Consider the following 14,346-nt stretch of genomic DNA (forward strand, 5'->3'; position numbering starts at 1 on the left):
CCTGCAGGGCACAGATCAGATATTGATCTCCAGGCTCAGTATAAAATACGATAGGCGCCATTCAAAGCGCGAACTCGGAAACAATTCTCATCTACGATTGCGAACCACCTCACCGTGATTAAAGTCAGTCTTCTTATCCCGACTCTGGATCAGTCTGGTGCCGAAAAGCAGCTCGCTCTGCTGGCGACCTCTTTACCCCGAGATGAGTTTGATGTTCAGGTCATTGCGTTGACCAGGGGAGGCCCATACGCTGAAGTACTCAAACAGCATGATATCCCGGTCACCATCCTGAAAAAACGGTTCAAATTCGATCCGCTGGCTTACCGCGCCTTGAAAAAAACACTTCAACAGCAGCAACCCGATATTCTGCACACCTGGCTCTTTGCAGCCAATTCGTATGGCAGAATGGCTGTCAAACGTCTGCCCGCTTCTCAGAAGGTCCCCAAAGTCATCGTCTCAGAACGCTGCGTTGATTCCTGGAAGAGCAACTGGCAGCACAGCATCGACCGCCGTCTGTTACCACAAACCGCTCTCCTGGTTGGGAACTCGCAGGGGGTCATCGACTTTTACCGGGAGCAGGGAGTACCTGAATCACTGCTGAGGGTAGTACGGAACGGGATTGTACTCCCGGACACAACTGTCGATGAAACGACACGCAAACAATTATACCAGGAATATGATATTCCCACCGAAGCACGACTGATCGCCTTTGTGGGACGACTGGCCCGCCAGAAACGGGTTGAGGACCTGCTCTGGGCTCTGCAGCTGATTCGTCAGATGAACGAAAATGTGATCCTGCTGCTCATTGGAGACGGTCCCGAACGGGCTAAACTGGAACAGCTGGCTTACAAATATACGGTCACACCCAATGTGCGGTTTCTGGGGCACCGAACCGATGTCGATCAGCTCTTCCCCTTATTCGAGGTCTTTGAGCTTGCCAGTGATTTTGAGGGACAGTCGAACAGCATCATGGAAGCCATGTCCTATGGCATCCCTGTGGTCGCCAGTGATATTCCCCCCAACAGGGAACTGGTCGTACATGGTGAAACAGGTTTTTTGACGTCTGTGGGAGACAGTACCGGTTTTGCGCAATATGCTGAACGCATCCTGGCTGACCCGCAGCTGGCTCAAGATTTAGGAAACGCCGCTCGAAAAAGGATGCAGGAGGAATTCAGTGTCGCTAAAATGGTAAAAGGCTATGCTAAACTGTATCGAGAAGTCCTCCTGTAGTCATTGTCTCTAATTTTAGCGCATCTCTCATCTTTCAGTTTTAGAATCCAGATCATGTGTGGAATTACCGGAACCTCGTGGACCACACGGGAAAAGAATATCTCGCCACTGGTACTCCGCAGTATGACCAGTGTCCTGTCCCATCGGGGTCCCGATGATGCGGGCGGCTATCATTCCGATCTGACGCGTAAATCATTTCTGTTTGATGATGAAAGTCACCTCACTGATTTCACTCCGAGTTCAGAAACAGGGGCTGCACTGGGACATCGCCGCCTGTCGATCATTGACCTGGGAACCGGACATCAGCCTCTCTGTAATGAAGATGGGACCATCTGGATCGCTTTCAACGGCGAGATCTATAACTATCAGGAACTGAGAAACGAACTGGTACAACAGGGGCACCAGTTCAAAACCGAGTCCGACACCGAAGTCATCGTCCATCTCTATGAAGAGCAGGGCCCCGCCTGCGTGGAACGCCTGCGGGGCATGTTCGCTTTCGGTATCTGGGATGAGCGTCGCCAGCGTCTCCTGCTGGCACGCGATCGCATCGGACAGAAACCCCTGTTTTACCGGGAAGAACCGGGACGGTTGAGTTTTGCCAGTGAGCTCAAATCACTCCTGCAGCTTCCTAATGCCAGTCGGGAAGTGGATCCGCATGCGATCGACCTGTTTCTCGCTTATCAATATGTGCCACACCCCTGGTCAATCCTCAAAGGCTATCACAAGCTCCCCCCCGCGCACCGCGCCATTTATGAACAGGGACACCTCACGGTCGAACGGTACTGGACGCCTCCTTACCAGGATCCCCAGTCACGAACGGACCTGCAGTTCAAGTCACCGCAGGAATGGTCCCAGGCACTGCGTCACACACTGACAGAATCCGTCCGCATTCGCATGCGGAGTGATGTTCCGCTGGGTGCGTTCCTCTCCGGGGGAATCGATTCGACCATCATTGCCGGGTTGATGCAGAGCATGTCCGAACGCCCCGTGCACACTTTTTCAATCGGCTTCCCGGTAAAACAGTTTGACGAGCGGAGCTATGCCCGCGAAGCAGCGAAAATGCTGGGAACCGAGCATCACGAATATGTTGTTGAGCCCGAAGCCCTCGAAATGTTGCCACGTCTAGCCTGGCATTACGATGAACCATTCGCCGACAGCAGCGCCATTCCCACCATGTACCTTTCGCAGGTCACACGCCAGGAAGTGACTGTTTCCCTCTCGGGAGACGGAGGCGACGAACTGTTTGCCGGCTATGACCGCTATCGTGCTGTCGCACTTTCACAATGGTTTGATCGCCTCCCGGGGTTCATCAAAAAAACAATGACCGCCTCGATTTGGCAGAAACTGCCCGCCTCGGTCGAACAGAAATCATTCCGTCGCCGGGTCAAACGATTCCTGGCAGGGCTCGCAGTCCCCCCCGAACGCCGCTACCTGAAATGGGTTGGCATTTTCGACACCGAACGACGTCTGGAGATGTATACCCCGGACTTTCGGGAGCAATTGCAGAGTTTCGACGCCGACCAGTTCCTGCTGGATGCCTATCAGCTTTGCCCCGATCGAGATTTTGTAACTCGCACCACAGCCACCGACGTCCTGACGTACCTCCCCTGTGACATCCTGACCAAGGTCGACATCGCCAGCATGGCACACAGTCTGGAATGCCGCAGTCCGTTTCTGGATCACCATGTTGCGGAACTCGCGGCTGTCATGCCACTGGACCTGAAAATGCATAAAGGACGTGGCAAACAGATTCTGGTCGACACCTTTGCCGATCTGCTGCCCGAATCAATTCAGACCCGCAAGAAAATGGGCTTCGGCGTTCCCCTCAACCACTGGTTCCGCAACGAACTGAAACCGCTGCTGCACGACGTTCTACTGGATCAGCGGGCGATCGACCGCCAGATATTCAACCGGGCGGCTGTCGAACAGCTCATCAGCGAACACCAGAATCAGCAATGGGATCACAGCGCCCGCCTCTGGTCGCTGCTCGTACTGGAGATGTGGTTCCGCACTTTTATCGATCCCGTTTCCATCCCCGATCATTTCCCGGAAGCAGCCCTGGTCTAAGCGATTATTGGAGAAACCCTTGAGCTTTCCCCAGCAATCAGGGAAAATATGAAGTCGTATTGATCATTCAGCCTGCCTTCCTGATTCCCGCCAATATAGAGATGACCATGCGTGCCTTACTTCCGCTGATTGCCCTGACCTGCCTGATCCCCCCTCCAACCATTCAGGCAACCCCGCCGATATCCCCCACAACCAAAACAGAAACGACCTGGGAGGAATGGCCTCAATGGCGTGGCCCGCGTGGTGACGGGACATGGAACGGACCACCTCTTAAAACGAACTGGCCCAAGTCGGGACTGAAAAAACTCTGGGCACACGATCTGGGAGGAGGCTACGGAGGCATCTCAGTTGCTCATCAAAAAGTTTATGTCATGGATCGCCCTGCGGTCTCTGCTGAAGATCAGCAAAATGCCTCTGGGATTCACAGTCACCGGGTCAAACGCCAGAACATCGAACGCATTCTCTGTTTCGACGCGCTGACCGGCAAAAAGATCTGGGCACACGAGTATCCCTGTGATTATAAAGACCTGGATTATGGAAATGGCCCACGCGCTGCCCCGACCATCGTTGAAGAGGTTGTCTACTCCCTGGGCACCATGGGCGATGTCCGCTGTCTGTCTGCAAAAACCGGGGATGTGATCTGGAAAAAACAGCTTGTCACAGACTTTGGGGGCAAAGTTCCTCAATGGGGTTATGCCGCTGCTCCCTATGTGATCGGAGACCTCGTCATCCTGTTGCCCGGAGGGAAAGAGCAGGGGACTGCAATCGTCGCCCTGGATCGGAAAACAGGTACCGAGCGCTGGAGAAGCCTCTCCGATACCGCCGGCTATGCCACTCCTCTGCTGATTCAACACCAGGGACAAAATCAATTAATCGTCTGGTCTCCCAATCACATCCACAGCATCGATCCAAACACCGGACAGCACTTCTGGTCGGTCCCTTACAAAATCACCTATGGTGTCGCAATTGCCAACCCCATCGCCCATGAGGGACTGGTCTTTGTCGCAGGCTACTGGGATGGCTCCAAAGCGATTCAACTGGGTTCACAACCGGAGCAGGCCGATCTCAAATGGGAAGACCGTCGAAATCTGAGAGGCCTGATGTCCCAACCACTCTACCGTGACGGTTATGCCTACCTGCTCGATAAAAAGTTCGGCCTGACCTGTTTTGAGTTCGCAACCGGAAAAAAAATCTGGGATGATGACAATCGGATGACGCCGGGAAATACACGCAATCCGCAGGCAACCATGGTCTGGCTCAAACATCAGGAACCTCGTGCGCTGATTCTCAACTCTGAGGGGGACCTGATCCTGGCAGAGCTGACACCTGCCGGCTACCGGGAATTGACCCGTACCAACCTGATAGGAGAGACATGGGCTCATCCCGCCTATGCGGAAAACCGCATATTTCTGCGGAGTAATACACAAATCATCGCGTATGAGCTTCCGGTCGCAGAGCCGATTGACGAATCCCCATAAAAGCCGTAGAGCTGACCTATAAAGTTCCCGGTCCAGTCGATAGAATGCCAGTGGGCAGTCACTTAGAGTGCTCTGTGCTGATGTGCGCTGATAATTGAATCATTATTTAATCAAAGATCCTGAAGCCAAAATGAATTCGACTTCGGAACGCCAATCCGATAATCCCGGGCCGGGCACGGAACTCTTAGGGCCAGAAATCTGGAACCTGCCCAATCTGATTACCGTCAGTCGGCTGGTACTCTCATTGATCCTGTTTGTGATCATCTACCTCGAAGGTTGGTGGAAGACCTCTGCCTGTCTGTTTATTCTGGCAGCGGCGACCGACTTCCTGGACGGGTATTTTGCCCGTAAATACAATCAGGTCACAACTCTGGGCCGGATCATGGACCCGTTCGTTGATAAAATCATCATCTGCGGTGCTTTTATTTTTCTGCTGGAACGGGGTACCGCGTCCGGTGTCAATGCCTGGTTAGTATTGATCATCATCGGACGAGAAATGTTCATTACCAGCCTGCGCGGCTTTCTTGAAAAGCAGGGGCGTGATTTTTCAGCCAGTTGGAGCGGTAAGATCAAAATGGGCGTGCAATGCGTTGCAGTCGTGCTCAGCCTGTTATCATTAAGCCCGGAGCCGCCCTTTAACACTTCGGGATTTATGCTGCTGCGAGATATCACTATCTGGTCTGCTGCTCTGATTACGCTCTATAGCGGAATCGATTATGTCTTCCGCGCTTCCAGAATGTTGAGACGTAACCCGCTGTAATCACGGTCTTTCAACACTGCTACCCCCGCACTTCCGCCAGCCGATCCGGGAAAACCCGGATTGCAAAAAAATGAGAATTCAACGAAAACACCGCTCATCTTTATCGGCTTTGCGGTATAAAATGAGTTTGAACCACGGGTCAAACTCAACAACTCTCAATTTTGAATATATGCATGACTGACGAAAACCAGCCGCGACCACCTTCTGACCAGATCATCGTCGTGCAACCTGATGACTATCAGACCGAGGTGAAGGATTATTCAACCAGGCAGCCGGCTTACCACAGCCCTCCATCTCCGCCCCGCAGTAAGATGCCGCTGATTCTGTTTATCCTGACGTGCCTGAGTACTCTGATTGTCGGTGGCATCAAAGGGCCATTTCTGCCACTTCCCGGTCAGTTACAGCTGTTATTCTATCAAATTAACGCAATGGGCTGGTCCACGTTTCTGAGCAATGGCTTCTCTTACGCCGGCCCCGTCATGCTGATTCTGCTCTCACATGAAATGGGCCATTATCTACAGTCACGGCGTTACCACATCCCGGCCACGCGTCCGCTATTTATTCCCATGCCCATGAGTCCCTTCGGTACCATGGGCGCTGTCATTCTCCAGCGGGGTGGAGTTGCCAATCGCAAACAGATGTTTGACATCGCCGTTTCCGGACCGCTGGCCGGTCTGGTGTTTGCCATCCCGTTCGCTTACTGGGGGCTGCTCAATTCAACGGTAGAAACAGTCATTCCCGAATCGGGTGCAGTGAGCTTTGGCGAACCCCTGATCCTGAAATGGATGATTACGCTGGTGCATGGCCCCCTGGCTGAAAATCAGGAAATTGCCATGAACTCCATGCTGTTCGCAGGCTGGGTCGGAATTTTCATCACAGCCTTAAACCTGATTCCCATCGGTCAGCTGGATGGAGGTCATATCCTGTATACACTGATTGGTAAGCGGGCCAATACCATCGCATATCTGATCCTGCTCTCCGCGATTGGATATATGTCTTATACCGGTGAATTCTCGTATTCACTGCTGATCCTGCTGCTCATATTCTTCGGGGTGGCTCATCCTCCAACAGCCGATGACACAGTCAAACTGGGCCCCATGCGAACCATCATTGGCTGGTCGACGCTGGCCTTTTTCATCATTGGCTTCACCGTGACCCCGATCACGATTCACTAAGAAGGGCGGGCAAGGAACAATACAGAGGACCGCACCTTCAGGTCAGGATCACTTGATTTGCTCCAGGAGTTGTTCAGAGCGATATACAATCTCCAGGTCCTTGTGTTTCGTGGCCTGTTGCAGCTGCTTCTGTGCGGCCCGACCATATTCCTCCAGCTGTTTCTGTGCCTGTTCCCGTTTGGCCCAGACCGGGTCTCCCAGTTGTGCGATCAGCTGATCAATATGATTTTGCAGAGCGGGATCTACGTCCACCAGAATGACAATCGCAGTTCGACGCAGAACCTCTGGATAAGGTGTGATCTCCAGAGGAATGCTCTTGTCGAGAAACCCCTCATCCATGCAATAAATAACCGTGGCCTGATCGTCCCGAAAACCATATTCACTTAGAATTCGCAGCAAATGATCAACCTCCGGCTTTCCCAGCCCCTGATCCCCCAGATACTTGCTCCAGAAATCCAAAATCCGCTGTTTTGCAACAGCCTTGGTATCAACATACGGAACTTTAACCGGCTCCACTTTTGCTGCAGGTTTCTTAGCCGCTGCTTTTTTCTTTTTGTCTGTGGAATTACCAGGTAACAGTTGAGGCAGGGCACCGACATTTCGCAGTTGATTACCCAGGACTTTTAACTGTTTTGCCTTTTCGGCTGCTGCTTTGACTTTAAGCTCGGCATCAGAGAGCGGGTTCACTTCATCCGGTTTCGCTTTCTCACCTGGTTTCGTTTGAGTTTGGGGAGTTTTTTTCAATAATCCCGGCACACTGTCAACCGCTGCCAGTTTCCAACTGTCCGGATCGTCAGTCGGTTGAATGATGGTCAGATGGTGCAAATCCCCTGGCTCTCGACTTTGAATCTGATATCCATCTGCGGAATGCGTCATCGTAATTTCAGGGGCATGGATAATCTCAATGTCATACAGAATGAAGCGTTCACATTTGTTGTTACCGTTCACAAACAGCCGATCTGCCTTCTGCAGGGGACTCAGCCAGTGCAAGTCAGGTATCTGGTAACTAAGAGAACTGGACTTCGACAGATTCTGAGAACGCCAGTAAATTCGTCGGGATTGGATCCTCGCTGTCGGCCAATGTGACAGAAACCGACCGGAGGGAAATTCCACCAGAATATCCAGGTCTTTCACTTCCGAACCCTGGAATGTAATCAGTCCCAGGGGCGTGGGTTTATCACTTTCCTCGGCATCTGCGCTCAATCGCCGTGACTGCATATACCCCGGAAGAGTAGAACGAAACAGACTGGCATCGTTCATTTTTTTGCCGTGAGCTGAAACCAGATACACCCCCACATCACGTACAGTCAGTCCAGACTCACCCGTTTGAGGCTCCGCTGCAAGACTGCTCATCGTCAGCCAGTGCCAGCAGAGACAGCAGGCAGCTACCCCACTAAACAATACACCGTATCTGGTATGGAATGATCGTCTATAGAAACTTCGAATAGCACGGGAATCCGGATTGATCATCTTTCTCTCACACATTTCTGTTATCGTCATTTACTTAAGTCGATTTTATTTTTTACTCACGGCCAGCCCCTGAGGAGACGCCCGGATCAACTGGGGAGCCCCCCAGACAAACCGATCGCCGACATTCTGGTTCTTACCAAAATCTACGGTCAGTGTCAGAGTTGAACAGCCACTCACATCCACATTCAGCGACTCCTGTTGCGTCTGGCTGGTGAATTCCTGATTCTCAAACAGAGTATTTCCATCTGCTACGATGGAAACCGCCACATTTCCTAATTCACCCGTTCCATTCTGTAAGCCAGGTGTCACGTTGAATTTTTCAAATTGCTGATCAAGTTGATATACCAACACCGTCTTCGCGTGCACACACAAGCCTTTCTTGAAGACCTGCTTTCCTATCTGTAAATCTTTTCCGGAGAACGAACGATTCACCTGATACGGCAGAATCTGATTAAAAAAGGGAACCTGAGTCACACTTTCCGGAATCATTTCTGTCAATGATACAGAGCGGGCGTTAATCGTTTTGACAGACTCCAGATCTTCTCTGGAGATAGAAACCTGCTCTCCCCAGGGGAGCCTGATCGTCACCTGCGAAGCCTCATCAGAAGCGACAACTCCGGGAACCTGAGAACCACCAATCAACCTGTTCAGACTCATCAGTTTCAGATGATTTTTTTTCTCACTTCGTTTTTTGTGCAGGACCAGTCCCACGACTCGCTCCCGTTTGACCTCCCGCTCCTGACCCTGATAAAGAAAACGCAGGCTCTGGTCATTCATTCCTAACACTTCACCAACAACTCGAACGACCTTACCATCACTGGTCCGGATGTAAGCGGTATCCTCAGTCTTGGATTCATTTTTTCGTTCAGGGCTGGCCGGCTGACTGAATCCCTCAGCCATCTTCCAGATCTCATGTACCGCCTCTGGGATCAATGTGACTTCGACATCCTGAGAAGCCACCGGCAGATTGACGCCAATCCCATTGGCATCCCATTTTTTGATCTCTCCAGTCAGTTTTCCCTGTTCGGCAAAGGCGATCTGCCAACCGGATGCTTTCTTTCCTTTGGACTTGCGATACAATTCACGCGGAAAATCGCCGATATACAATTGGGCCTTGCTGTTTTTGTCGGTCTCGATCGAAAACGTATACTCACCATCCTGCGGGATCTTGATCAGTCCCTCATAGATAATACCGAAATGAATGGCACTCCGTTTTGTGAGCAGCGCCAGTCGAGGACTCGCTCCGTATCGTTTCACGGGAAGATAGCGTAAATCCAATATCGATTTCACAGCATCAGGATCTTTCCATTCCAGCAATCGATAGGCTACGTAACGCTCCGGCTGCTTGACATCCAACGGTAATCGAAAACCCGCTTTATCCACACGATACTCACTTGTGGCGATCTTCCGCACCTGATCTGTCACGCGCGAGAGCATCTCCCTGGGAACCTCGGCATTTTTGAGCCCCGGTCCCGACATTTTGATTTCGAGCTTTGCGACTCCCAACGTGTGATAGAAAGGGAGGGTAAACCGTTGATAGCCCTTGCGCAATTTCACTTTCGCAGTGCGCGGCCCTTTGGCATAACTGGGCTTCTCACCGTCGATCAACAACTGACTGACATTCCGGGGAAGGGCAGGCTGAACAAACTTGTAAGAGGTAATATCAAACAGATTCACTTTCCGTGTCGCTTTACCAACTTCGACAGTCAATGCATCCACATCGATCTTCTGGATTTGTCCGCTGATCTTTTTACCGTCATAAAGCAGGATTTCGTCTGCCCGTCCCCTCTGGCTTAAGCAGAGCATCATGAGGGCCATTCCACAGAGAGACGAACGCAAAATACGATCCATGGGTCTTACTCTTTTTTGTCAGAGGGTTCTGTTTTTTTCAGATCCTGGTTCCGTGCCAGTCGCCGAAAGTAGTCTGCCAGAATGTCTTCATAGCCGGGGGGAAACCCTTCTGTCCGCGACTGCAGAATTTTTTCCCGCTGTTTCGGAGTCAAATCGGCCCAGTTGCGACCTTTTTTATCAGGAGCCCTGAGATCCCCCTGGCCGCCGGGCCCCTTTCCAAGCGTTGAAGAATTGGCCGGTCGTGTGGGATTGGGCCCCGCGGAACCTCCCCCTTTCTTGCACGATTTTTCCAGCATTTCAATCAGAGTATCCAGCCGCGTTATAATGCGAGGCTGTGTCGTTTTCGCCGGTTTCTTTGTCTGACCATGATCAAAATCATCAATTACCGATTTGACGTCAGTCTGAATGTTTTTAAATGGATCCTTCAGCCAGGCATCGTCCCGAATCAATGGCATTACGTCCTTCTTTTCCGGCAAGAGGAGTGGTAAATCTTTTCCAGGTGTGGAAGTCGGTTTGGCTGCTTCAATGGTTTTTTCCGGCTCCGCATCGCGGTCAGCGCCAAATGCCTGGACTGTTCCAATCCAGGCGGTCACGCAACAGGCGGCGACACTCAGTGCACATAAACAGCAAATACGATTCATTATTCACCTCCCAGACAATGAGGGCAGGTCATGCTGTGCAAGCGCCCCGTAATCGTATCGATTTCTTTCTGCCGAATCGTCAGCAGATCGAGTCGTTCCTGCTGAGAATCAGCTGAGATTTTCTTTTTGGCAATCTGTTGATCCAGGTTCTCGGTACGCTGATGTACTGACTGCTGCATCCAGCGCAACATTTTGACTTCAGCGAGTAGTTTGTTCCGATTGCCTTTGCAGCCTTTGCACTGCCCACCACCATTCTTGCTGACCGGTCGCGAAGCTTCCTGCATGGCATCCAGCAGCGCCTGAAGGTCTTTTTCGATCTGACGCTGATCGTCTATGATCTCCTGATCCGCCTGTCCCTGCAGCAAGCCCTCATTGACAAATTCCATCTGCTCGCGGACCGCTCCCAGCGCCACTGGCAGGACCAGGCTGAACTGCGTCAGCTCACACAGTTCGATCGACTCCGAACAGACAGTGATGATTTTCTCTTCCGACTGTGAGAGCCGCCGCACTGCGGCCAATGCCTGTTTCTGCTTCTGCGCCACACGATCCTGTAATTTGGTGGTGACTTCACGGACCTGTTTCTGCTGTACAATCATGTCCTTCAACTGGTCCATCACATGCTGACGCACCAGAGATTCGACCTCTTTCCGCAGTTGTTCTTCCAGTTTTTTCGTTTCCAACTGAGCCTGACTCAGTTGTTCGATTGCTTTCTTCTGCTCCTGAGACGCTGGCTTGGGCTTGGATTCTCCCAGTTTTTTGCAGGCACCTCCCATACACTTTCCGGCCCCCGACAGAGAATTACAAATCCCTTTCGAAGCCGCTCCATATTCACGGAGTTGCTGTTGCAGGGTTTCTGCTGACTTCTGATTCCGGCGTTCACTGGTTTCCAGCGCCTGGAATTTCTTCCGATCTGTCTGCTTGTTTTTCTGTTGCTCAAGTGTATTGGAAAGCTGGAGTTCTTCTTTTTTGATGAGTTTGTTCAACGTCTCGCGTGAATCAATCAACTTGCGTAACTGTTCCAGTTTGAGCTCCAGTCCCAGATCAGCGGTCAGCAGCAGCTTTTTCAATTCTTCCAGCAGAATCAGTATTTCCTTCTGTTCTTTATTAGCCTGATTCAGCTTCAAGTCATCCAGCATTTTGGAGGCTTCCCCCATTCGATCCAGAATCAGCTGTTCGCGCGCTTTACGCAGCCCCAGCAGAAGTCTGGCTGCATCCTCGGGTTGCGATTCCTGGATCAGCTTGGACAGCCGGAACATTCGCTCTTCCAATTCCTGCATGTGCGCCCTGGCTTTATCCTGCTCAAATTGAATCCGTTTTTGAGGTGTCACTTTCTCAGTCGAGTTGACCGAGGCATTGGAAGCAGCCTCTGTTTTATCTGCAGCCTGCAGATATCCGGTCAGCATGGTCAAAGCCACCAGCCAGGCGATCGCCTTTATGTTCATGTTCTGTCTGTTTCGCATTTCCCTAACCTCCATTACAGGGGGGATTCAATGTGACGGCGCGTCACACCATTTAGTTATCAAAAATGGAATCAGTCTGCTTCTTTTTAAGTTCTTCTGTTTTGTCTTTGACCAGTTGTTCCAGCTTAATGACTGCGTTCAACTGATTGACAACGTCAATAAAGCTGTCCCATTGGGCCATGTTATTCAAAATCTGATCCATCGACTTCAAAATCTGATCCTGTTGTTCTGTCAACTGAGTGAGCGGCTCGGGACTCTGGCTGCGTAGCGATTCCAGAGACTGTCGTTGTTGTTCCATATCGCGATCGTGCAGATTACGTAATGGTTTGAGTACTGTCTGTTCAATCAACTGCCAGGTTTCCGCGCCTCCTAACTGGTTTAATTTCATCTCTTCCACGGAACTGTTCAAAGCGTGACTGACCTGGCCCACCTCCCGCCTGACCAGTTGATGCTGCCGGAGCCAGGTCGCTGCCTCGTCCAGATTCTGTGCCAGCTTCAGTTTGTCGCGTAACTGTTCCGCCTGATCGCGTGCCTTCCTCAGTCGCGATCTTAATTGCTGTTGCCGTAACAGAATCTCACGGAACAGCTCTTCCGGTTTGACAATCCGAAATACCAGTTCACGAGAGTTTGTTTTCTGACGCCCTGTGAAACAGTTATCTTCCGCAAAACTCTGAAACGTGATCACGGCTCCCGGGTTCAATTTCATCTCAGCTATCGAAACCCGTTGCTCATGCTCGACGACAGTCTCCACGGCTGGATCCTCCGGGCCGTATACAGGATAATTCTGCTGATGCTTTAAGTTTTCAGGTGCTGAAGAAGATGTTTCTCCTGCTTTTTTCTCCGTAGTGGCTATTCCGGTTAACGGCACTTCCGAATTCATCCCCACCTGACGAATTCCAAAATCATCGCGGGCAATGATTGAAAATGGAATCGTCGCCTGGGGGGTAATTCGCTGCCGCAATCCCGAATAACGAAAACTCAAACGGGGACTGCGGTCCGGCTGTACCCCAATCGAAACCGGACGGGGATGTGAACTGATTTCGTGCTCAGACGAATGCAGAATCAACTTGAAATTCACCGGCCGCTCATGCGTCCATGCCGTCTGAAAATGCTTACCATCTGTACTCTTCCATTGTAACGAACCATCCTCAGAATCAACGTCAATCTGCCGGACTTTCACATTCGTGGTTAATTCCAGAGTCACCTGAGACTGGGGCAGGAGTCTTACATTCCCTTCACTGGCGGAAAAATGTGACACAAATGGTTCTGACCGACGGGGATGCGTTGCGTGAATCTTCAAATCCGTGATCCGGGGGCGATCAATGGGGACGATCATGAACGGCTCCGTCTGACCGTCGCCCCCCCAGGCAAGTGCCTGAATCGGCAGCTGAACCGGAGGCAGTTCATAGCGGAAATCACCCGCCTGAAAGCGATTCATGGTGATCGTCTCACTCTCGCCGTTCTCATCCTCCAGAGAAAGCCAGACACTCTCCGTCGGTTCCGCTGCATCTTCTACCTGGATTTGTAACGTCGCTGATTCTCCTCGCGGCAGCACCCATTGTCCTTCTTTGAGTCCGACGACGATCAGCTGAGTATCGCGCGGCCAGGGCTGATTGGAGCCGAGCAACCAGCGTGCACCCCACAATTGTGCCGCAGCAGGCAGCACAACCAGAAAACAGATTGGAATCAGCACCGCTACCATTAGTCCCAGCAAGCAGGCTTGCGTATGCTTTTGATTGATCGATTTTTCGAAAGGATAATCGCTGAGCCGCTGATAATTCTCCTGAACGGCCCGCTCAATCATCTCTTCCGACTGTTCCGCTTCAGCCAGGTGACCGGGCAACTGTAACAGACTTGCCACTTGAGGCGCAATTGCCTGCTGATTATTCACTTTTCGTGAGCGATCGATCAGGTTGGCGACTTCAATCGGTGACAGTGTTACCTGGAAGGGGAGATAGATATAGCGCCAGGCCAGATAACTGAAGATTCCCAGTCCCACCAGTAGACATCCGATGCGAGTCGCCAAACTCAGTTCCAGCCACCAGTCAAACAGGAGAGAAACAGCAGTCAGCCCCAGCACAGCGAGTCCAATTCGTGCAGCTGCTTCCAGCAAAATATGCCGGCGCATTGCACGCCCCACGCGATCCAGTTTCCTGGAAATCGTGCTCTGCAATTCTGCGAATTCACGCGACTGAGACTCGGACATTAAACACT

10 protein-coding genes are annotated in these 14,346 nt (G+C 51.6%); 5 read left to right on the forward strand and 5 right to left on the reverse strand.

Going from position 1 to position 14,346, the window contains the following annotated elements:
- Positions 1–114 precede the first annotated feature (114 nt).
- The 5 genes from Enr10x_RS09600 to Enr10x_RS09620 all read left to right on the forward strand — a co-directional run bounded on the left by Enr10x_RS09600 (position 115) and on the right by Enr10x_RS09620 (position 6,710).
- Complete coding sequence (locus Enr10x_RS09600) at positions 115–1,230, forward strand: glycosyltransferase (RefSeq protein WP_232093285.1); 1,116 nt, start codon at positions 115–117, stop codon at positions 1,228–1,230.
- Between the two features lie 54 nt (positions 1,231–1,284).
- Entirely contained in the window at positions 1,285–3,297 is a 2,013-nt protein-coding gene (gene asnB, locus Enr10x_RS09605) for an asparagine synthase (glutamine-hydrolyzing) (RefSeq protein WP_145448888.1), read from the forward strand.
- Between the two features lie 107 nt (positions 3,298–3,404).
- On the forward strand, positions 3,405–4,775 hold the full coding sequence (locus Enr10x_RS09610; protein ID WP_197997551.1) for an outer membrane protein assembly factor BamB family protein: 1,371 nt from the start codon (positions 3,405–3,407) through the stop codon (positions 4,773–4,775).
- A 130-nt stretch (positions 4,776–4,905) separates the two neighbouring features.
- A complete protein-coding gene (gene pgsA, locus Enr10x_RS09615; RefSeq protein ID WP_145108600.1) occupies positions 4,906–5,535 on the forward strand; it encodes a CDP-diacylglycerol--glycerol-3-phosphate 3-phosphatidyltransferase in 630 nt (209 codons plus the stop codon).
- Between the two features lie 173 nt (positions 5,536–5,708).
- Entirely contained in the window at positions 5,709–6,710 is a 1,002-nt protein-coding gene (locus Enr10x_RS09620; RefSeq protein ID WP_145108597.1) for a site-2 protease family protein, read from the forward strand.
- A gap of 48 nt (positions 6,711–6,758) precedes the next feature.
- Here the strand turns inward: Enr10x_RS09620 and Enr10x_RS09625 are convergent, their stop codons facing one another.
- The 5 genes from Enr10x_RS09625 to Enr10x_RS09645 all read right to left on the reverse strand — a co-directional run bounded on the left by Enr10x_RS09625 (position 6,759) and on the right by Enr10x_RS09645 (position 14,338).
- Positions 6,759–8,063 (reverse strand): hypothetical protein, encoded by a 1,305-nt coding sequence (locus Enr10x_RS09625; protein ID WP_145108594.1) that lies wholly within the window; start codon positions 8,061–8,063, stop codon positions 6,759–6,761.
- Positions 8,064–8,225: 162 nt separating this feature from the next.
- The gene (locus Enr10x_RS09630) at positions 8,226–10,031 is read right to left on the reverse strand and encodes an NPCBM/NEW2 domain-containing protein (protein ID WP_145108590.1); all 1,806 of its coding nucleotides are present in this window, start codon (positions 10,029–10,031) and stop codon (positions 8,226–8,228) included.
- 5 nt (positions 10,032–10,036) lie between these two features.
- Positions 10,037–10,672 (reverse strand): hypothetical protein, encoded by a 636-nt coding sequence (locus Enr10x_RS09635; protein WP_145108587.1) that lies wholly within the window; start codon positions 10,670–10,672, stop codon positions 10,037–10,039.
- Positions 10,672–12,132: a hypothetical protein gene (locus Enr10x_RS09640; protein ID WP_145108584.1), complete on the reverse strand. Its 1,461-nt coding sequence runs from the start codon at positions 12,130–12,132 to the stop codon at positions 10,672–10,674. The genes Enr10x_RS09635 and Enr10x_RS09640 overlap by 1 nt, the downstream gene beginning before the upstream one ends.
- Before the next feature lie 52 nt (positions 12,133–12,184).
- Positions 12,185–14,338 (reverse strand): hypothetical protein, encoded by a 2,154-nt coding sequence (locus tag Enr10x_RS09645; RefSeq protein ID WP_145108581.1) that lies wholly within the window; start codon positions 14,336–14,338, stop codon positions 12,185–12,187.
- Positions 14,339–14,346 lie beyond the last annotated feature (8 nt).

Origin of the sequence: Gimesia panareensis (assembly GCF_007748155.1) — a bacterium.
Classification (GTDB): Bacteria; Planctomycetota; Planctomycetia; order Planctomycetales; family Planctomycetaceae; genus Gimesia; species Gimesia panareensis.

Bases quoted from the DNA above. Each gene is read 5' to 3' on its own strand.
- asnB (WP_145448888.1), top strand. From the start codon at position 1,285: ATGTGTGGAATTACCGGAACCTCGTGGACCACACGGGAAAAGAATATC.
- Enr10x_RS09610 (WP_197997551.1), top strand. From the start codon at position 3,405: ATGCGTGCCTTACTTCCGCTGATTGCCCTGACCTGCCTGATCCCCCCT.
- pgsA (WP_145108600.1), top strand. From the start codon at position 4,906: ATGAATTCGACTTCGGAACGCCAATCCGATAATCCCGGGCCGGGCACG.
- Enr10x_RS09620 (WP_145108597.1), top strand. From the start codon at position 5,709: ATGACTGACGAAAACCAGCCGCGACCACCTTCTGACCAGATCATCGTC.
- Enr10x_RS09625 (WP_145108594.1), bottom strand. From the start codon at position 8,063: ATGAGCAGTCTTGCAGCGGAGCCTCAAACGGGTGAGTCTGGACTGACT.
- Enr10x_RS09630 (WP_145108590.1), bottom strand. From the start codon at position 10,031: ATGGATCGTATTTTGCGTTCGTCTCTCTGTGGAATGGCCCTCATGATG.
- Enr10x_RS09635 (WP_145108587.1), bottom strand. From the start codon at position 10,672: ATGAATCGTATTTGCTGTTTATGTGCACTGAGTGTCGCCGCCTGTTGC.
- Enr10x_RS09640 (WP_145108584.1), bottom strand. From the start codon at position 12,132: ATGCGAAACAGACAGAACATGAACATAAAGGCGATCGCCTGGCTGGTG.
- Enr10x_RS09645 (WP_145108581.1), bottom strand. From the start codon at position 14,338: ATGTCCGAGTCTCAGTCGCGTGAATTCGCAGAATTGCAGAGCACGATT.